The organism is Streptomyces thermoviolaceus (genome assembly GCF_045209695.1).
Lineage (GTDB): Bacteria > Actinomycetota > Actinomycetes > Streptomycetales > Streptomycetaceae > Streptomyces > Streptomyces thermoviolaceus.
Genome location: NZ_CP109280.1, coordinates 1023622 through 1042711, shown reverse-complemented (window position 1 = coordinate 1042711; position 19090 = coordinate 1023622). Strand labels below are relative to the sequence as shown.

The following is a 19090-nucleotide window of genomic DNA, read 5'->3' as shown; positions in this document are numbered from 1 at the left end:
GCCGCCCATGCGCATCCTCGGTGTCAACGCCCTGTTCCACGACCCGGCCGCCGCCCTCGTCGTCGACGGCCGTACGGTCGCGGCCGGCGAGGAAGAGCGCTTCAGCCGGCGCAAGCACGGCAAACGCCCGGTGCCGTTCTCCGCGTGGGAGCTGCCCGAACTCTCCGCCCGCTGGTGCCTGGAGCACGCCGGCCTCACCCCGGAGAAGCTGGACGCCGTCACCTACTCCTTCGACCCCGCCCTGGCCCGCCCGGCCCGCGAGATGGGCCTGTTCGATCCGTGGGACCCGCTGCGCCTGGAGTACGCCCGGCGCGCCCCCGCTTTCCTCGCCGAGGCGCTGCCCGGACTCGACCCGGCCAAGGTCGTCTTCGTCCCGCACCACATCGCCCACGCCGCGTCCGCCGGCCCCGCCTCCCCGTACCCCGACAGCGCCGTCCTGGTGCTGGACGGGCGCGGCGAGGCCGCCTCCCACCTGGCCGGACGCTTCCACGACGGCAAGCTCGACGTGCTCGCCGCCCAGGCCCTGCCGCACTCCCTCGGCCTGGTCTACGAGGAACTCACCGAGCACCTCGGCTTCCTGCGCAGCAGCGACGAGTACAAGGTCATGGCGCTCGCCTCCTACGGCACGCCCCGCCTCCTGCCCCGGCTGCGCCAGCAGGTGCACGCCACCGGCGACGGCGGCTTCTGCGCCCACGGCGTCGACTGGGCCGCCCTCGCCCCGCCGCGCGCCCCGGGCGAGCCGTGGACCCGGGAGCACGCCGACCTCGCCGCCAGCTGCCAGGCCGCCCTGGAGGAGGTGCTGCTGGACCTCGTGCACTGGCTGCACCGCGAGGCCGGCGGCGAGGCCCTCACCCTGGCCGGCGGCGTCGCCCTGAACTGCGTCGCCAACGCCAGGATCGCCGCGAAGGGCCCGTACCGGCACGTGTGGGTGCAGCCCGCCGCCGGTGACGCGGGCACCGCACTCGGCGGCGCCCTGTACCTGAGCGCGAGCGAGGGCGTCGTGCCCGAGCCCATGCCGGGGGCCGACCTCGGCCGCGGCTGGAGCGACGAGGAATTGCGGCAGTGGCTCGAGGCGGCCGCCGTCCCCTACGAGCGGCCCGCGGACATCGCCGAGACGGTCGCCGAGGAACTCGCCCGGGACGGCATCGTCGCCTGGTTCCAGGGGCGCAGCGAGTACGGCCCGCGCGCTCTCGGCCACCGCTCGCTGCTCGCCCACCCGGGCCGTGCCGCCAACCTCGACCGCCTCAACCGGGTCAAGGGACGCGAGGAGTTCCGGCCGGTGGCCCCGATGGTGCTGGCCGACCGTGCCGCCGAGCTGTTCGACGGCCCGCTGCCCAGCCCGTACATGCTCTTCGTGCACGACGTGCGCCCCGCCTGGCGGGACCGCATCCCCGCCGTGGTGCACGTCGACGGCACCGCCCGCATCCAGACCGTCGACGAGCGCCGCGAGCCGCTCGTCGCCCGGATGCTGCACGGCTTCGAGCAGCGCACCGGCCTGCCCGTCGTCGTCAACACCAGCCTGAACACCGCCGGCCGGCCCATGGTCGACGACCCGCGCGACGCCCTGGAGTGCTTCGGGTCCGCCCCCGTCGACCTGCTGGCGATCGGCCCCTTCGCGGTGCGCAGGGGGAGGGCGTACGCATGACCCGCACCGACCACGACCGCCGCACGACCGGCCCGCCCCACCGGACGGCCGACGGCCCCGCCTACGCCGTGGTGATCCCCACCCTGGCCCGGGACACGCTCGCCGACTGCCTGGCCGCGCTGGCCGCCGCCACCGGTCCGCGGCCGGAGGAGATCGTCGTCGTGGACGACCGGTCCGACCCCGACCCCGCCGCCCTGGAGCACCCGCTGAGCGTCCTCGGCGACCTGAGGGACCGCACCACCGTGCTCACCAGCGGCGGCCGGGGCCCGGCCGCCGCCCGCAACACCGGGCTGCGCGCGGTCACCACGCCCTGGGTGGCCTTCCTCGACGACGACGTCCAGGTCGGCCCGCACTGGTGCGCGCAACTGGTGCAGGACCTCGCCGAGGCGAGCGACGACACCGCCGCCGTGCAGGGCGTCATCGCCGTGCCGCTGCCCGGCGAACGCCACCCCACCGACTTCGAACGCGGCACCGCCGGCCTCGCCCGGGCCCGCTGGATCACCGCCGACATGGCCTACCGCACCGCCGCGCTGCGGCAGGTCGCCGGGTTCGACGAACGCTTCCGGCGTGCCTTCCGCGAGGACGCCGACCTGGCGCTGCGGGTCATGGACGCCGGCTGGCGCATCCGCCGGGGCCGCCGCACCACCCGCCACCCCGTCCGCCCGGCCGACCGCTGGGTGTCGCTGCACGCCCAGCGCGGCAACGCCGACGACGCCCTGATGGTCCGTCTGCACGGCCCCGACTGGTGGCGCAAGGCGTGCGCACCGCGCGGCCGCATCCGCGCCCACCTCGCGGTCACCGCCGCCGGCGCCGCCGCCTGCGCGCTGGCCGCCGCCCGCCGGCCCCGGCTCGCCGCAGCCGCCGGCCTGGGCTGGGCGGCCGGCACCGCCGAGTTCGCCTGGGCGCGCATCGCCCCCGGGCCGCGCACCCGGCACGAGGTGACCACCATGATCGTCACCAGTGTGCTCATCCCGCCCGCCGCGACCTGGTACTGGCTCAGCGGCCTGTGGCGGCACCGGGCCGCCCCCGCCTGGCAGGAGGTGGCGCCGTGAACCGGATCCAGGCGGTGCTGTTCGACCGCGACGGCACCCTCGTCGAGGACGTCCCCTACAACGGCGACCCCGCCCGGGTCCGCCCCGTCGCCGGCGCCCGCGAGGCGGTCCGGCTGCTGCGGGACGCGGGCATCGGCACCGGCGTGGTCACCAACCAGTCCGGGGTGGCCCGCGGGCTGATCGGCACCGCCGACGTGCGCCGCGTCAACGAGCGCATCGACGCACTGCTGGGCCCCTTCGACGTGTGGGCCGTGTGCCCGCACGGCCCCGGCGACGGCTGCCGCTGCCGCAAACCGCGGCCCGGTCTGATCCTGTGGGCGGCGGGCCGGCTGTGCACCGCGCCCGAGGACATCGTGGTGATCGGCGACATCGGCGCCGACCTGGAGGCGGCCCGCCGGGCCGGCGCCGAGGGCATCCTGGTGCCCACCGCGGCCACCCGCCCCGAGGAGACCGCCGCCGCCCGCCATGTCGCCCCCGACCTGCCGGCCGCCGTCCGCGCCGTGCTCACCGGGCCCCCGCCCTGGGACTTCTCCCGCCGCCCCGACGAGGACCGCGCAACGGCACCGGCCGGGCGCGTGCCGGTGGCGTACGACACCGGACGGAGGGTGCGATGAAGACGATCGTCACCCGCCTGGACAGCTTCGGCGACGTGCTGCTCGCCGGCCCCACCGTGCGGGCCGTCGCCGCCCGCGCCGAGCACGTCACCCTGCTGTGCGGGCCGCGCGGCGAACCCGCGGCACGGCTGCTGCCCGGCGTCGACGACATCCTCGTCTGGGACGCACCGTGGGCCGGGTTCGAACCGCCGCCCGTCGAGCGCGCCTCGGTCGACAAACTGGTCGACGCCCTCGCCGCCGTGGAGGCCGACAGCGCGCTGGTGCTGACCTCCTTCCACCAGTCGCCGCTGCCCACCGCGCTGCTGCTGCGCATGGCCGGCGTCGGGCACATCGCCGCGGACAGCGAGGACTACCCCGGCTCCCTGCTCGACGTCCGCCACCGCCGTGCCCCGCACGCCCACGAGGCCGAGGCCGGACTCGACCTCGCCGGCGCCGCCGGGTTCCCGCGCGTCGACGACGGCCGGCTGCGGGTGCTGCCCCCGCCCGCGACCACCCGGCTCACCGGCCCCGAACCGTACGTCGTGCTGCACCCGGGCGCCAGCGTCCCCGCCCGCGCCTGGAGCGCCCGCCGCTGCCAGGAGGCCGTGCGCGCCCTGACCGCCGCCGGGCACCGCGTGGTGGTCACCGGCGGCAGGGGAGAGCGGGACCTGACCGCGCTCGTCGCCGGAGAGCCGGCCCTCGACCTCGGCGGCCGCACCGACGCCGCCGAGCTGGCCGGCGTGCTCGCCGGGGCCCGCGCCGTCGTCACCGGCAACACCGGCCCCGCCCACCTGGCCGCCGCCGTGGGCACCCCGGTCGTCTCCCTGTTCGCCCCGGTCGTGCCCGCCGAACGCTGGCGGCCCTACGGCGTGCCGCACGTGCTGCTCGGCGACCAGAACGCCCCGTGCGCGGACAGCCGCGCCCGGATCTGCCCGGTGCCCGGGCACCCCTGCCTGGAGTCGGTGACCGCCGAGGACGTGCTCGCCGCCGTGGAGAAGGTGATGTCGGCATGAGGATCCTCATCTGGCACGTGCACGGCTCCTGGACCACCGCGTTCGTCCAGGGCCCCCACACCTACGTCGTGCCCGTCACCCCCGACCGCGGACCCGACGGCCTCGGCCGCGCCCGCACCTTCGACTGGCCCGCGTCGGTGATCGAACTCCCGCCGGAGCGGCTGCGCGACGCCGGCATCGACGTCGTCGTCCTGCAACGCCCCCACGAACACGACCTCGTCCGGCGCTGGCTCGGCCGCACCCCGCCGATGGTGTACCTCGAGCACAACGCCCCGCACGGCGACGTGCCCGACACCCGCCACCCGGTCGCCGACCTGCCCGGCGACATCCCGCTGGTCCACGTCACCCACTTCAACCGGCTGATGTGGGACGCGGGCGGCGCCGAGACCGTCGTCATCGAGCACGGCATCGTCGACCCCGGCCCGCTGTGGACCGGCGAACTGCCGCACGCCGCCGTCGTCGTCAACGAACCGGTCCGGCGCGGCCGCACCACCGGTACCGACCTGCTGCCCGCCTTCGCCCGGGCCGCCCCCCTCGACGTGTTCGGCATGCGCACCGACGGCCTGGCCGACCACCTCGGCCTGCCGCCCGAACGGTGCCGCAGCCACGAACTGGTCCAGCGCGACCTGCACCGCGCCATGGCCCGCCGCCGCGTGTACGTCCACCCGGTGCGCTGGACCTCCCTCGGGCTGTCCCTGCTGGAGGCCATGCACCTGGGCATGCCGGTCGTCGCGCTCGCCACCACCGAGGTCGTCGAGGCGGTCCCGCCGGGCGCCGGGGTGGTCTCCAACCGCGTCGACGTCCTCACCGACGCCGTCCGCGACTTCGTCGCCGACCCGCTGCTCGCCCGCACGGCCGGCGAGGGCGCACGCGCCGCCGCGCTCGCCCGCTACGGGCTCACCCGCTTCCTGGACGACTGGGAGCGGCTGCTGAAGGAGGTGACCCGATGAGGATCGCCATGGTGTCCGAGCACGCCAGCCCGCTCGCCGTCATCGGCGGGGTCGACGCCGGCGGCCAGAACGTCTACGTCGCCCGGCTCACCGAGGAACTGGCGCGCCGCGGGCACGAGGTGACCGTGTACACCCGGCGCGACGACGCCGCACTGCCGGACCGGGTGCCGCTGCCCGGCGGCGGCGTCGTGGAGCATGTGCCGGCCGGGCCGCCCACGGTGCTGCCCAAGGACGAGCTGTTCCCGTACATGCCCGACTTCGGCGCGTACCTGGCGCGCGCCTGGCGCCGTGAGCGGCCCGACGTGGTGCACGCCCACTTCTGGATGTCCGGCATGGCCTGCCTGCTCGGCGCGGGACCGCACGGCATCCCGGTCGTCCAGACCTTCCACGCCCTGGGCACCGTCAAGCGCCGGCACCAGGGCGACGCCGACACCAGCCCGCCCGAACGCATCGCCGTGGAACGGCAGATCGGCCGCACCTGCGACCGGGTCCTGGCCACCTGCACCGACGAGGTCCACGAACTCGCCGCGATGGGCGTCTCCCCGCGCCGGATGTCCGTGGTGCCCTGCGGCGTCGACCCCGTCCGCTTCCACCCCGGCGCCGACCCCGCCGCCGCGCCCGCGCCCCGCCGCACCCGACGGCACCGGCTGCTCGCCTGCGGCCGGCTGGTCCCCCGCAAGGGCTACGACCTGGCGATCCGGGCCCTGACCCGGATCCCGAACACCGAACTCCTCGTCGCCGGCGGCCCGCCGCCCGCACAGCTGGACGGCGAGCCCGAGGCCCGGCGGCTGAGGGCACTCGCCGAGGAACACGGTGTCGGCGACCGGGTGCATCTGCTCGGCGCCGTCGCCCCGGACCGGATGCCCGCCCTGATGCGCAGCGCCGACCTGGTGCTGTGCACCCCGGTGTACGAGCCGTTCGGCATCGTGCCGCTGGAGGCCATGGCCTGCGCGGTGCCCGTCGTCGCCACCGACGTCGGCGGCCACCGCGACTCCGTCGCCGACGGCCGTACCGGCCGCCTGGTCACCCCCGGCGACCCGGACGCGGTCGCCCGCGCGGTCCGCGACCTGCTGGGCGGCGACCGGATGCGCCGCCGCTGCGGCAGCGCGGGCCGCGCCCGGGTCCTGGCCCGCTTCACCTGGCCGCGCGTCGCCGACGGCGTCGAGCAGGTCTACCGGCGTCTGACGGCCGAGAGCGCACCGCGGCCGCAGGTGGCCTGAGCGCCCACCGCCGCCCCGCGTGCGCACCGCCCGTCATCCCACCGACCCACGGAGGTGACGAACATGAGCGTCGAGTCACCGGCCGTCACCGGACACTGCGACGAACTGCTGCTCGCCCTCGGCCGCTTCCGCGCGTCCGCGCCCATCACGCAGCGCTGGGGCGAGCACCTGGCCGCCGTCCTCGGCGGCGGCGGGCGGCTGCTGGCCGCCGGCAACGGCGGCAGCGCGGCCCAGGCCCAGCACCTGACCGCCGAACTCGTCGGCCGCTACCGCGACGACCGGCCGCCGTACTCAGCGATCGCCCTGCACGCCGACACCTCCTCCACCACCGCCATCGCCAACGACTACGGCGTCCACGAGGTGTTCGCCCGCCAGGTGCGCGCCCACGGCCGCCCCGGCGACGTGCTGATGCTGCTGTCCACCAGCGGCGCCAGCGCCAACCTGCTGTCCGCGGCCGACGCCGGACGCGCCGCCGGCCTGCGGGTGTGGGCGCTGACCGGACCCGCGCCCAACCCGCTCAGCGCGGGCAGCGACGAGGCGCTGTGCGCGGCCGGGTCCTCCACCGCGACCGTGCAGGAACTCCACCTGGTCGCGGTGCACATGATCTGCGCGGCCTTCGACGCCGCCCTCGAGCGGACCGGGAGGTGACATGGCGGGAACGTCTCCCCTGGTCGTGGTCGGCGACGCCCTGCTCGACCGCGACCTGACCGGACACGCCGACCGGCTCGCACCGGACGCACCCGTGCCGGTGGTCGCCGGCTGCACCGAACGCACCCGTCCCGGCGGTGCCGCCCTGGCGGCCTACCTGGCCGCCCGCGACGGCCGCGACGTCACCCTGATCACCGGCCTGGACGACGGCCCGGCCGGCCGCACCCTGCGCCGGCTGCTTCGGCCCTGGCTGGAGGTGGTCGCGCTGCCGATGACCGGCGCCCTGCCGGAGAAGACCCGCATCCTCGCCCAGGACCGCCCCGTGGCCCGCCTGGACCGCGGGGACGGCCGGGCCCGCGAGGCCACCGCGGCCGCCCGCGCCGTGCTCGCCGCCGCGCCCGCCGTCCTCGTCTCCGACTACGGCCGGGGCACCGTCGATGTGCTGCGCCCGCACCTGCGCGGGCGCACCCCGGTGGTGTGGGACCCGCACCCGCGCGGCGGCCCGCCGGTGCCCGGCACCCGCCTGGTCACCCCGGCCCGTGCCGAGGCCCGCACCTTCGCCGCACCGCTGACCGGTGACCGGGCGACCGACGGCACGGCCCCCCAGGCCGCCTCGGCCGCCACCGAGTTGCGCGCCGTCGCCGAGGAGGCCGCCGCCCTGCTGCGGCACTGGCGGGCCGGCGCCGTCGCCGTCACCCTCGGTGCGCGCGGCGCCCTGCTGTCCTACGGGGAGCACCCGCTGCTGGTGCCCGCGCCCGCCGGCCACCACGGCGACGCCTGCGGCGCGGGCGACCGGTTCGCGGCCACCGCGGCCGGGCTGCTCGCCGACGGCGCACTGGTCGGCGAGGCCGTGGAACGCGCGGTCGGTGAGGCGACCGCCTTCGTCGGCGCCGGCGGCGCGGGCGCCCTGGCCGGCACCCGTGGTGCGCCGCGTTCCCCCGCCGCACCGCCGGCCTGCGACGACCCGGCGGCGCTCGTCGCCCGCATCCGGGCGGCCGGCGGCACCGTCGTCGCCGCGGGCGGCTGCTTCGACCTGCTGCACGCCGGACACGTCGGCCTGCTCCAGGCGGCCCGGCGCCTCGGCGACTGCCTCGTGGTGTGCGTCAACTCCGACGCCTCCGTGCGCCGTCGCAAGGGCGAGGGACGGCCGGTCAATCCGCTCGCCGACCGGGTCCGTGTGCTGCGCGCCCTGTCCTGCGTGGACGCCGTCGCCGTCTTCGACGAGGACACCCCCGAGCGGCTGCTGTCCCGGCTCCGCCCGGACGTGTGGGTCAAGGGCGGGGACTACGCGGCCGCCGACCTGCCCGAGGCGGCCCTGCTGAGGAAGTGGGGCGGCCAGGCCGTGCTGCTGCCCTACCTCGACGGCCGCTCCTCCACCGCCCTGATGGCCCGCGCGGGCGGGGGTGCGTCATGACCGGCACGGCACCGGCAGCACCGACGGCACCGGAGCACGCCCGCACCGTGCTGGTGCTGCGCGCCCTCGGCCTCGGGGACCTGCTCGCCGGCGTGCCCGCGCTGCGCGCCCTGTGCCGCGGCTTCCCCGGCCACCGGGTGGTGCTCGCCGCACCGGCCGAACTGGGGGAGGCGGCCGCCGCCACCGGCGCCGTCGACCGGCTGCTGCCCGCCGCCGCGCCCGGCCGCGCCGTGCCGCGCACCCTGCACTGGACCGGCCCGCCCCCGGACGTCGCCGTCGACCTGCACGGCAACGGCCCGCCCAGCCACCGCCTGCTCGCCGCCCTGCACCCGCGCCGGCTGTTCGCCTTCGCCCACCCCGGCACCCCGGGCATCGCGGGCCCGCCCTGGTACGCCGACGAGCACGAACGCGACCGCTGGTGCCGGCTGCTGCGCTGGTACGGCCTCCACGCCGACCCCGCGGACCTGCGGCTGCCCCGTCCCGCCGGCCCCGGCCCGGCCCCCGGCGCGGTCGTGGTGCACCCCGGGGCCGGATCCCCGGCCCGCCGCTGGCCCGTCGAACGGTTCGCCGTCGTCGCCGAGGAGCTGCGCGCCCGCGGCCACCGGGTCGTGGTCACCGGGGGAGCGGACGAGGACGGCCTCGTCGCCGACCTCGCCCAGCGGGCCCGTCTGCCCGACACGGACGTCTTCGGCGGCGGCCTGCCCTTCGCCCGCCTGTCGGCGCTGGTGGCCGGCGCCCGCGCCGTCGTCAGCGGCGACACCGGCATCGCCCACCTCGCCGTCGCCCACGCCACCCCCTCGGTGACCCTGTGCGGCCCGGTCGCCCCCCGCCGCTGGGGCCCGCCCGCCGGCGACCCGTGCCACCTCGCCCTGTGGCACGGCCCGGAGGGCGACCCGCACGGCCGCCGTCCCGACCCGGCCCTGCTGAAGATCCGTCCCGACGAGGTCCTGGCCGCCCTCGACACGCTCCCCGCACCGCCGGTCCCCGCGTCCCCGGCACCACCGGGCTGAGCCCGTCCCGGAGGACGCCATGGACGACGCACCCGTCGGCGTGGTCATCGCCACCCGCGACCGCTCGGCCCGCCTCGCCGTCACCCTGCGGCATCTGCTGGCGCTGCCCGAACGGCCGCCGGTCGTGGTGGCCGACAACGCCTCCACCGACGACACCCGCACCCTCCTCGCCCGTGACTTCCCGCAGGTGCGGGTCCTCGCCCTGCCCTCCAACCGAGGAGCGGTGGCCCGCACCCACGGTGTCCGCGCCCTGCACACCCCGTACGTGGCGTTCTGCGACGACGACTCCTGGTGGGCGCCCGGCGCCCTGGCCGCCGCCGCCCGCCACTTCGACGAGCACCCGAGGCTCGGCCTGCTCGCCGCCCGCACCCTCGTCGGCCCCGACGAGCGGGAGGACCCGATCGACGAGGTGCTCGCGCACTCCCCGCTCGGCCACGTCAGCGACCTGCCCGGCACGCAGATCCTCGGCTTCCTCGCCTGCGCCGCCGTGGTGCGCCGCACCGCCTACCTGGACGCCGGCGGCTTCCACCCGCTGCTGTTCTTCGGCGCCGAGGAGACCCTGCTCGCCTACGACCTGGCCGCCCGCGGCTGGGGCGTCACCCACTGCCCGGACGTGATCGCCCACCACCATCCGGCGCCCGGACCCCGCACCGGCCGGTCCGCCCGGGTCCGCCGCAACGAGGCCCTCACCGCCTGGCTGCGCCGCCCTCTGCCGTGCGCCCTGGCCCGCACCGGCGCCCTGGCCGCCGACGCCCGCCACGACCCGGCGGCCCGGCAGGCCCTGCGCGAGACGCTCGCCCGCCTGCCGCACGCCCTGCGCGCCCGCCGCCTTCTGCCCCCGCACCTCGAACGTGCCGCCCGGCTGCTGGACGAGACCTCCCGAACGCTCCCCGCACGTGAACGCCTTCTGGACGGAACCCCATGAACGACCCCCGCACCACCGTCGTGGTCATCACCCACAACCGGCGCCCCGAACTGCTGCGCACCCTCGACCGGCTCGCCGAACTGCCCGAGCAGCCCGAGGTGTTCGTCACCGACAACGCCTCCACCGACGGCACCTCCACCGCCGTCGCCCTGCGCCACCCGCAGGTCCGCCTGGTGCGCCCCGGCCGCAACCTCGGCGCCGTGGGCCGCAACCTCGCGGTGCGCCGGGTGCGCAGCCCGTACGTGGCGTTCTGCGACGACGACTCCTGGTGGGCGCCGGGTTCCCTGTCCGCGGCGGCCGACCTGCTCGACCGTCACCCCGCGCTCGGCGCGGTCACCGCCCGCATCGTCGTCGAACCGGACGGCACCGAGGACCCGATCGTCGAGGAACTGCGCACCTCGCCCGTCCCCGGCCCGTCCTGGCTGCCCGGCCCGGCCCTCGGGTCCTTCCTCGCCGCGGCGACGGTCCTGCGCACCGAGGCGTTCCGGCGGGCCGGCGGCTTCCATCCCCGGCTGTGGCTCGGCGGCGAGGAGGAGCTGCTCGCCGCCGACCTGGCCGCGGACGGCTGGTGGCTGGCCTACGCCGAGGAGCTGACGGTCCACCACTGCCCGAGCGTCGTCCGGGACTCCACACGGCGCCGCCGGGACGGCATCCGCAACACCCTGTGGTTCACCTGGCTGCGCAGACCCGTCCGGCCCGCCCTGCGCCGCACCCTGCACCTGGCCCGCACGGTGCCGCGCGATGCCGTCTCCGTGACGGCGTTCGCCGAGGCGGCCGCCGCCTGGCCGTGGATCGTGCGCGAGCGGCGCGTGCTGCCCCCGAACGTGGAGGAACGGCTGCGGGCGCTGGAGGACAGCCAGCGCACCTCGAAGGCCCGCCGTTACACGGGGTGAGCCGCACCGGCGGCACGGCGTTCCGCGGGCCCGGTGAAGAACGCGCCCGCGACCGGCCCGCCACCACCGGGCCGAGTGCTCAGCCGCCGCGCGCGGACGACCACCGGCACAGCAGCCGGAGCACGGCGAACGACGCCGGTGCCCACAGCACCGCGAACGCCCAGATCACCCCCGGATCGTCGGTGACGATGCCGGCCGCCAGCAGCGCGGCGCTGACCAGCACGAGCAGCACCGCGGTCCAGGGCCGCGGCACCCACTGCGCCACCTTCGACACATCCGGGCGACGCCGGCGCGGCGGACGCAGCCGCCGGGCGAGCCGGCGGTCACGGCTGAGCGCGCGTTCGATCTCGTCCAGGATCCGCTGTTCGTGCTCGGGAAGTCTGCTCGTCGACACTGTTGCTCCTCAGGGGACCGGTCCGCGCGGGGACCGAGCTGCCTGTCGCGTCGGGGTCCGGGTGCCCGTGCCCCCTGCGGGCTAACCGGTGCGCAGGCGGCCGCAGCGCCCGCAGCAGCTCCTCGGCGCCGTCCTGCTGGGCGCCCGTGAACTCCTCGCACACCTGCCGGGCGGCGACCCGGCCCGAGGTCAGGCACCAGCGCCACCAGCGGTCCAGCTCGTCCCGTCCGAGGCGTTCGGCGGGCACCAGGGCGGGCCAGCCGCAGGCGCGGGCCTGTGCGCTCACCTTGGCGCCGCCCGCCACCGGGTCCACGGCCAGCGCGGGCGTGCCGGTGCGCAGGGCGAGCACCATGCCGTGCAGCCGGTCGGTGACCACGAGGTCCAGCCGGGTCAGGACGGACTGCAGCTGGGCGGGTGTGGCGCACAGCCGCCAGTCACGGGTGTCCAGCCGGGTCTCCAGCTCCAGCCGCGCGCAGTCCTTGCCGCGCAGCCAGGCGGTCAGCTCCCGGGCGACGTGGTCGTGCCGGCGCGCCGCGCCGTACTCGTGCTGGCCGTGCGTGAGGATCACCCCGGCCACGGGCCGGGCGGGCAGCGCGGGCGCGCGGGCGGCCAGGTCCGGTCGGGGGTCGGCGCCGGGCGCGTCCCGGGCGACGACATGGTGGAAGCCGGTGACGGCGGCATCGTCCGGGTCGATCACCGAGGTGCCCACCGCGACCCGCAGACAGTGCGCGAACCGGCGGTGCAGCCGTTCGACCTGCGGCCCGTGCAGCGGACCGCACACGAACACCAGCTGCCCGTACCGCTCGGGCATCACCTCGTCCAGGTGCAGCGCGCGGGGCCGGAACCCGGGGCTCCAGGCGATGTCGTAGGGCAGCCCCGCTCGCCGCAGCACGTCCTCCACCCGGTGCAGCGCCAGCACGTCACCGGCGGTCGCCTCCCCGTCGGGGAAGGAGAACCACCCGGTGAGCAGTGTCCGTGCGGCATCCTCCTGTCCGTGCACAGTGCCCCCGGGTGCCCGCCGGCCGCACGGGTCACACCTCACCGCGAGGTCACACCTCACCCCAGGGGCCACACGTCACCCCAGGGTCACCGCACACACGGAGCCCCTCGGACCCGGCTCAGGCGTCGCCGGCCTCCTCCTCGCCCAGGCGCAGCTGCACGTCGAGCACGTTCTCGTCCTGGAACAGCTCGGAGGCCAGCCGGCCGGCGTCCGCGGTGCCCTCCAGACGCAGCAGCACCTGGGCGGCCGCGCCGGCGTGCCGGGGCAGCCGGTCGGCTCTGACCTCCAGGATGCGGAAACCCCGCCGGGTGCACAGCTGCATCAGCTGCGGCAGCAGGGCCTGCCCGGTCAGATACGTCAGACGCAGCTCCACCGTCGCCGGGGTGGTGGCGGCGCTGAGCCGGCGGGACAGCGGGGCGTAACCGCGGACCACCAGGAAGTGCAGTGCGGTGACCGCCAGGGCGAGGATCGGCAGCCCGCCGCCGCAGGCCATGCCGACCGCGCAGGTCAGCCAGACGGTCGCGGCGGTGGTCAGCCCGCGCACCGCGTCCCGGCGCACGAAGATCAGGCCACCGCCGATGAAGCCGATGCCGGAGACGATCTGCGCGGCCACGCGGGAGGGGTCGAAGGAGACGTTGTCCAGGTGCAGCACCTGCAGAAAGCCGTGCTGCGACACCTCCATCATCAAAGCGCTGGCGACGCCGACCAGGGTGTGGGTGCGCAGTCCGGCGCTCTTCTGCTGCGCCTCCCGCTCCAGGCCGATCAGACTCGACAGCAGCAGCGCGAGCCCCAGCTCGGCCAGCTGCCGCGGGCCCTGTCCCTGGGTCACGTCCCACAACGGAACCGCAAGCCACGGCATGCGTCTCCCTTCGCCGCTCGCTCGTGCGCCGTCCGTCGGCCGTCCCGCGACGCCGGCGGCGTGAGGCGACCGGGGTGCGCCCCGGCCCCGCGGGCTGGCGCCGAGGCCCCGCGGGTGCGGGTGACCCGGCCACAGCTGAGGGGGTACCCGGAAGCCGCCGCGGGACGCCGCCGGGCAGGCGCGCGGCACCCCGGCGGACGCACACGGCGGCAGCCCGGACCGGACGGTGCGCAAGGTGGGGCACCAGGGGCTGTCCGCAGGCGGTGAGCAGGTCGCAGCAGGAGAGGAGCCGCACCGTGACACGGATGGACCCCGCCCTGGCCCGGCGGTGCTTCGCGGCCGCCCGGGTGGCCCGGCTCGGCACGGTCGACGACCTGGGCTGCCCCCACCTGGTGCCGATCGTGTTCGCCACGGACGGCGCCGACCACGTCGTCACGGCCGTCGACCGCAAACCGAAGAGCACCGCACGGCTGCGGCGCCTGCACAACATCGAGGTCACCCCGGCCGTGTGTCTGCTCGCCGACGGCTACGCCGAGGACTGGTCGACCCTGTGGTGGGTCCGCGCGGACGGCGGTGCCCGGATCGTGCCGCCCGACGCGCCGGACCTGGCCACCCGCGAGGAGTACGAGGCCGCGCTGGTGCGGCTGCGGGCCAAGTACCCGCAGTACCGGGACGACCCGCCGGCCGGGCCGGTGATCGTGGTCGCCGTCCACGACTGGACCGGATGGCAGGCCGACCCGGCGTCCGCCCCGCACCCGGCCGGGTGAACGGCACCGGCCCGCACGGACCCACGACCCGTACGGCCCCGCACGGACCCACGACCCGTACGGCCCCGCACGGACCCACGACACCCGTAGGCCCCCGGCCTGCGCGACCCGTCGGGCCCCGGTTTGGCGCGGCCCGTTCTGGCTACGCGGCGGTCAGGGACGTCGTCCCGCGTCCCCGTGCCCAGCCCGGCCCCGGGAGGTGCCCCATGACCCGGCGAGTACGCGACGTGATGCACCCCGGTGCGGTGGCCGTCGAGCCGATGACCACGCTGGAGAGTGCGGCCCGCGTGATGCGCGAGCAGAACGTCGGCGACGTCCTGGTGTCCTACGACTGCGATCTGTTCGGCGTGCTGACCGACCGGGACATCGTGGTCAGGGCCGTGGCCGGCGGCAGCGACCCGCACACCACCACGGCCGGACAGGTGTGCACCCGGCCCCCGGTGGTGACCCTGAGCCTCGACGACACCACCGACCACGCCGCCGAGCTGATGCGCCAGTACGCGGTGCGCCGGCTGCCCGTCGTCGAGCACGGCGGCTGCCCGGTCGGCATGGTCAGCCTCGGTGACCTGGCCACCACCGACGACCCGCACTCCGCGCTGGCCGACATCAGCAAGGCCGACCCCAACCGCTGACCGGACCCGTTGGAAGGGGGCGTTGCGGGCCTCTCGTGGCGGCCCGCAACGCCCCCGGTCTGTGTCCCCGGGGCCCTGTGTCCCCGGGGAGGGGTCAGGCGGCGACCTGCGCCGCGACCTGGGAGGAGAACGTGGTCAGCCGGGCGTACACACCCGGATGACCCGCCGCCGCGCAGCCGTTGCCCCAGGAAGTGATCCCTGCCAGGACGCCCCCGACGAGCAGGGGACCGCCGCTGTCGCCCTGGCAGGTGTCCACGCCGCCGGAGGGATATCCGGCGCAGACCATGTCGCTCGCCACGAAGTGCGAGCCGTACACCCGTGCGCAGTCGCTGTCGGCGACCACCGGCACGGTCGCGGTGCGCAGCTGGTTGGAGGCGCTGCCGTTCTCCGTGGTGGTTCCCCAGCCGAGCACCCGGGCGACGGTGCCCGGCGCGTACACGCCCGTGTCATCGGCGGCCACATAGGGCGCCGGGGTGTACGGCATCGCGGTGGTGAGCGTCAGCACCGCCACGTCGTCGCCGCTCGTGGGGTCCGTGAAGCCGGGGGCGACCCAGATCCGGCTGACCTCGCTCACCGTGCCGTCGGTGCCGTCGAGATAGGTGCGGCCCCCGACCACACGCAGCTGCGCGGGGGTCTCGTCGGCCACGCAGTGCGCCGCGGTCACCACCTTCCGGGCCGCCACGAGGGTTCCCCCGCAGAACTGGTTGCCGGCCGCGTCGGTGATCTGGGTGATGAACGGGTACGCGTCGGTGGTGGTCGGCGTGCCGCCGACGACGGGCCGGGGAACGTCGCCGGCCGGGCGAGGATGCGCGGCTGCGGCGGGGGCGGCGAGCAGAACGGTCGCGGCGGTCGCCGTCAGGGCGGCGGCGGTCCGTCTGCCGCGCCTGCGACGGGCACGGGTGAGGCCGAACATGCGTCTCCTCGTGAGCTGGCCGGTGGGGGGTCGCACGGGTGGGGGTGGAGCTGGACACGCATGTCCGCGCCGTGAGGACGGACGTCCTGTGCCCGGGCGAGCGGCACGCTCTCCAGGCTAGGAGCCGCCCCGCACGCCTCCAATGAGGGAACCCCCTAGGGGGTTGGGCAGGGAAAACCCTCGGTCGGATGGCCTCGGCCGTCCCTGACCGCCCCCGGCCGGTCCCCGGTCGGCCGGGGCAGACCTCGGCCGGTCCGGGGTCCGCCGGCGGCGGCCCTCACTGGATCCACGCCGTCAGTCAACCCGCGCCGCGTTCACTTCGCGCGCCGGGCCGCCGCCAATCGGACGATGTCGACCCGCGAACGGATCCCCAGCTTGCGGTAGACCCGGGTCAGCGTCGCCTCCACGGTCTTGACGCTGACGAACAGGCGCGCCGCGATCTCCCGGTTGGTGGCGCCCTCGATGACGAGCGCGGCCACCTGCCGTTCCATCGACGCCAGTTCGTCCAGGGCCGCCGGCAGACGCTCCGGCGGGGCCGGCCGGGCCAGCGCGGCGGCCTCCACCTGACGCAGCCACGGCAGCGCGCGGCACCGCCGGAACAGCCGCGCCGCTTCGTCGTACGACGTCGGCCCCGGCCGCCGGCCGCTGCGCAGCCGGGCCAGCGCGAACGCGGTCCGCGCCTCCTCCAGCCCGGTGCCCAGGGCCGCGAGCCGGTCCTGCCCCGCCGTCAACTGGGCGACGGCCGCCCGGGTTTCGCCGCGGGCCGCGCGTACCAGCGCCTCGGCCCGGTCCAGCACGGCCAGCATGCCCTGCCGGCCCAGCCGAGCGGCCTGCTCCCGGGCGGTGTCGACGACCTTCTGCGCCTCCTCGGTCTCCCCGGTGAGCACCAGCGCCTCGGCCAGATCCCCGTGCCAGCGGCCGCGCGCCGGGTCGGTGATGCCCAGCGCCCGCTCCAGCTTGCGCACCCGGCGCAGCGCCGCCACCGCCGCCGGTGCGTCACCGGCCACGAAGTGGGCGTGCCCCAGGGCGGCCAGGGCCCGCGAGAGGTACATCTGGTCGCCGTCCTCCTCGGCGAGCCGCACCGCCTCCTCGGCCAGCTTCAACGCCGTGCCGGGGTCGCCGCCGTCGGCCTCGGCGAGCGAGGCCAGCATCGCGGACGCGCCCTCGCCGATGCCGGTGTCCCGGGCCAGCCGCAGGCTCTCGCGGGCCAGGTCCAGCGCCCGGCCGCAGTGCCCGGCGCGCAGTTCCGTCTCGGCGAGCGACCGCAGATAGTGCACCTCGCTCTCGACCATGCCGCGCCGTCTGACCTCGCGCAGCAGCCCCGTGATGGTGGCCCGGGCCTCGGCGAGCCGGTCGCTCATCAGCAGGTACCGGAAACGGGCCGAGCCGACGCCGTTGTGGTGGCAGGCCACGTACGGGTCCTGAGGCTCCCTCATCGCCCGTTCGATGGTGGCGGCGGCGTCCGGATGGCCCATCAGCGTCTCGGTGGAGGCCTGGAACGCCAGCGCCATCAGCTCGGTACGGCGGTCCTCGCCGCGCGCGGCCAGCTCGGCGGCGTGCGCGGCCTCCCGGCGTGCCTCGGCGAAGTCGCCGGCCACCACCAGACCCCGCCAGGCCAGCTGGTAGTGGACCAGGGCGAGCAGCCGCGGGTCGTCGCCGGCGTCGGCGAGGGCCTGCGGGAAGACGGCGTCCACGTCGCCGAGGGCCTGCCCGGCGGCCTCGATCACCACCATCCACGCCCGCACCCGTTCGGCGGGCACGGTGGCCCGGGCGAGCACCCCGTGGGCGATGTCCCGGGCGAGGTCCACCTCCCCGGCCGTGATGGCGTCCTCCGCGGCCAGCAGTCGCCGCTCGTCCGGCCCGGGGTCGCCGTCGGCGGGGGTGTGCCGGGCGGCGAGCAGCCCCAGGGAGGCGGCCACCGACGGTGCCCCGCGGTCCCGGGCGAGCGCGGCGGCCTCCGCGAGCCGGGCGGCCACCTCGGGATCGGTGCCGGTGGTGGCCAGCGCCAGGTGGCGGGCCCGTTCGATCGGGTCGGCGGCGGCGGTGGACAGGGCGGCGTGCGCGGCCCGGCGTTCCTGCGCGGAGGCCTCCGCGTACAGCGCGGCCGAGATCAGCGGGTGCGCGAACCGCACGGCCGGGCCTTCCGGTTCGGTGGCCAGCAACCCCAGTTCGGCGGCGCGGGCGCATTCCGTCTCGGCGTTCACCCGCCCGGCGGCACGCAGCAGCGCCAGGGTGGGGCGGGCGCCGGCGCTCGCCACGAGCAGGGTGCGGCGGGCCTCGTCCGGCAGCATCCGCAGCCGGCTGAGCACCAGGGCACGCAGCGAGGTGGGCACGGGCAGCGGCTCGCCGGGCCGCGGCGGGGTCGGGTTCTCGGCCAGGGCACGGCCCAGCTCCAGGGCGAACAGCGGGTTGCCGCCGCTGGTGCGGTGGATGTCCCGGACGGTGGAGCGGGGCAGGTCCCGGTAGCCGCGGTGGTCGAGCAGCGCGGAGATGTGGGTCCGGGTCAGCGGGCGCAGCCGCACCGGGAGGGTGTCGGGCGGGCACGGGGGGCCGCCCGCACGGTCGAAGCCGAACGCGACGGAGCGGTCGTGGCTCTCGTCCTCGGTGCGTATCGCGCACAGCATCCGCACGGGTGTGTCGCCCAGCCGGCGGGCGGCGAAGCCCAGCAGTTCGGCGCTGGCCGCGTCCAGCCACTGCAGGTCGTCGGCGACGACGAGGACCGGTCCCTTCCGGGCGAGGGCGCGCAGCACGGACAGCACCGCCAGGCGCAGCGCCAGACCGTCGCGCCGCAGGCTGGACTCGCCGCGGCCGGTGAGCGCCGACTCCAGCGCGGTGCGCTGCGCGGCGGGCAGCTCTGCGGAGACCTCTTCCAGCACCAGCCCGAAGAGATCGGCCAGCGCCAGGAACGGCAGGTGCGATTCGGATTCGGTCGCCGAACAGCGCAACACGGTACGCGCCGACGGGGCGCATTCCGCGGCCAATGCCCGCAGCACGGTCGACTTTCCTATTCCGGCCGGCCCGTGCAGCAGCACACTGCCGCCCCGGCCGAGCTGCTCCCGCGCCGCCGCGACGGCCTCGTCATGGCCTATGACCAGGTCGGAGCGGCAGCCCGCAGGGCCCATGAAGTCCCGTCGCACGGTCACCGCTCCTCTCGTGTGTCGT

17 protein-coding genes and 1 pseudogene are annotated in these 19090 nt (G+C 76.8%); 13 read left to right on the top strand and 5 right to left on the bottom strand.

The features are described from left to right. Positions 1-7 precede the first annotated feature (7 nt). From OG899_RS04645 to OG899_RS04595, 11 genes are all read left to right on the top strand, one after another. Complete coding sequence (locus tag OG899_RS04645) at positions 8-1645, top strand: carbamoyltransferase C-terminal domain-containing protein (protein WP_125495959.1); 1638 nt, start codon at positions 8-10, stop codon at positions 1643-1645. Then, a complete protein-coding gene (locus tag OG899_RS04640; RefSeq protein ID WP_125495960.1) occupies positions 1642-2697 on the top strand; it encodes a glycosyltransferase family 2 protein in 1056 nt (351 codons plus the stop codon). The genes OG899_RS04645 and OG899_RS04640 overlap by 4 nt, the downstream gene beginning before the upstream one ends. Next, positions 2694-3311: an HAD family hydrolase gene (locus OG899_RS04635; protein ID WP_251504206.1), complete on the top strand. Its 618-nt coding sequence runs from the start codon at positions 2694-2696 to the stop codon at positions 3309-3311. Before OG899_RS04640 ends, OG899_RS04635 begins: the two co-directional genes overlap by 4 nt. Further along, a complete protein-coding gene (locus OG899_RS04630) occupies positions 3308-4303 on the top strand; it encodes a glycosyltransferase family 9 protein (protein ID WP_406310912.1) in 996 nt (331 codons plus the stop codon). Before OG899_RS04635 ends, OG899_RS04630 begins: the two co-directional genes overlap by 4 nt. Continuing rightward, positions 4300-5253: a glycosyltransferase gene (locus OG899_RS04625; RefSeq protein WP_406310911.1), complete on the top strand. Its 954-nt coding sequence runs from the start codon at positions 4300-4302 to the stop codon at positions 5251-5253. The genes OG899_RS04630 and OG899_RS04625 overlap by 4 nt, the downstream gene beginning before the upstream one ends. After that, positions 5250-6473, top strand: a complete 1224-nt coding sequence (locus OG899_RS04620) for a glycosyltransferase (RefSeq protein ID WP_125495964.1) — start codon at positions 5250-5252, stop codon at positions 6471-6473. Before OG899_RS04625 ends, OG899_RS04620 begins: the two co-directional genes overlap by 4 nt. A gap of 63 nt (positions 6474-6536) precedes the next feature. Then, on the top strand, positions 6537-7121 hold the full coding sequence (locus OG899_RS04615) for an SIS domain-containing protein (RefSeq protein WP_125495965.1): 585 nt from the start codon (positions 6537-6539) through the stop codon (positions 7119-7121). Between the two features lies 1 nt (position 7122). Beyond that, positions 7123-8535: a D-glycero-beta-D-manno-heptose 1-phosphate adenylyltransferase gene (gene rfaE2 / locus OG899_RS04610; RefSeq protein WP_125495966.1), complete on the top strand. Its 1413-nt coding sequence runs from the start codon at positions 7123-7125 to the stop codon at positions 8533-8535. Further along, positions 8532-9545 carry a glycosyltransferase family 9 protein gene (locus OG899_RS04605; protein WP_168130893.1) on the top strand — a complete coding sequence of 338 codons (1014 nt, stop codon included), beginning with the start codon at positions 8532-8534 and terminating at the stop codon, positions 9543-9545. The genes rfaE2 and OG899_RS04605 overlap by 4 nt, the downstream gene beginning before the upstream one ends. Positions 9546-9564: 19 nt before the next feature. Then, complete coding sequence (locus OG899_RS04600) at positions 9565-10470, top strand: glycosyltransferase family 2 protein (RefSeq protein WP_125495968.1); 906 nt, start codon at positions 9565-9567, stop codon at positions 10468-10470. Further along, on the top strand, positions 10467-11363 hold the full coding sequence (locus OG899_RS04595; protein ID WP_125495969.1) for a glycosyltransferase family 2 protein: 897 nt from the start codon (positions 10467-10469) through the stop codon (positions 11361-11363). The genes OG899_RS04600 and OG899_RS04595 overlap by 4 nt, the downstream gene beginning before the upstream one ends. 79 nt (positions 11364-11442) lie before the next feature. Here the strand turns inward: OG899_RS04595 and OG899_RS04590 are convergent, their stop codons facing one another. The 3 genes and pseudogenes from OG899_RS04590 to OG899_RS04580 all read right to left on the bottom strand — a co-directional run bounded on the left by OG899_RS04590 (position 11443) and on the right by OG899_RS04580 (position 13616). Beyond that, on the bottom strand, positions 11443-11757 hold the full coding sequence (locus OG899_RS04590) for a DUF3040 domain-containing protein (protein WP_125495970.1): 315 nt from the start codon (positions 11755-11757) through the stop codon (positions 11443-11445). Between the two features lie 100 nt (positions 11758-11857). Continuing rightward, positions 11858-12757 (bottom strand): annotated as a pseudogene (locus OG899_RS04585) (polysaccharide pyruvyl transferase family protein); the annotation flags it as partial. A 118-nt stretch (positions 12758-12875) separates the two neighbouring features. Next, positions 12876-13616: an MgtC/SapB family protein gene (locus OG899_RS04580; protein ID WP_125495972.1), complete on the bottom strand. Its 741-nt coding sequence runs from the start codon at positions 13614-13616 to the stop codon at positions 12876-12878. A 305-nt stretch (positions 13617-13921) separates the two neighbouring features. Here OG899_RS04580 and OG899_RS04575 point away from each other — a divergent pair, with 305 nt between their 5' ends. Together OG899_RS04575 and OG899_RS04570 are read left to right on the top strand one after the other, a co-directional pair. Continuing rightward, positions 13922-14383: a TIGR03668 family PPOX class F420-dependent oxidoreductase gene (locus tag OG899_RS04575; protein ID WP_125496023.1), complete on the top strand. Its 462-nt coding sequence runs from the start codon at positions 13922-13924 to the stop codon at positions 14381-14383. Between the two features lie 206 nt (positions 14384-14589). Continuing rightward, entirely contained in the window at positions 14590-15015 is a 426-nt protein-coding gene (locus tag OG899_RS04570) for a CBS domain-containing protein (protein ID WP_125495973.1), read from the top strand. A gap of 94 nt (positions 15016-15109) precedes the next feature. On the opposite strand, the gene OG899_RS04565 is transcribed toward OG899_RS04570, so the two are convergent. Both OG899_RS04565 and OG899_RS04560 read right to left on the bottom strand, forming a co-directional pair. Next, positions 15110-15928 (bottom strand): trypsin-like serine protease, encoded by an 819-nt coding sequence (locus OG899_RS04565; RefSeq protein WP_125495974.1) that lies wholly within the window; start codon positions 15926-15928, stop codon positions 15110-15112. 314 nt (positions 15929-16242) lie between these two features. Further along, complete coding sequence (locus tag OG899_RS04560; RefSeq protein ID WP_125495975.1) at positions 16243-19071, bottom strand: AAA family ATPase; 2829 nt, start codon at positions 19069-19071, stop codon at positions 16243-16245. Between the last annotated feature and the right edge of the window lie 19 nt (positions 19072-19090).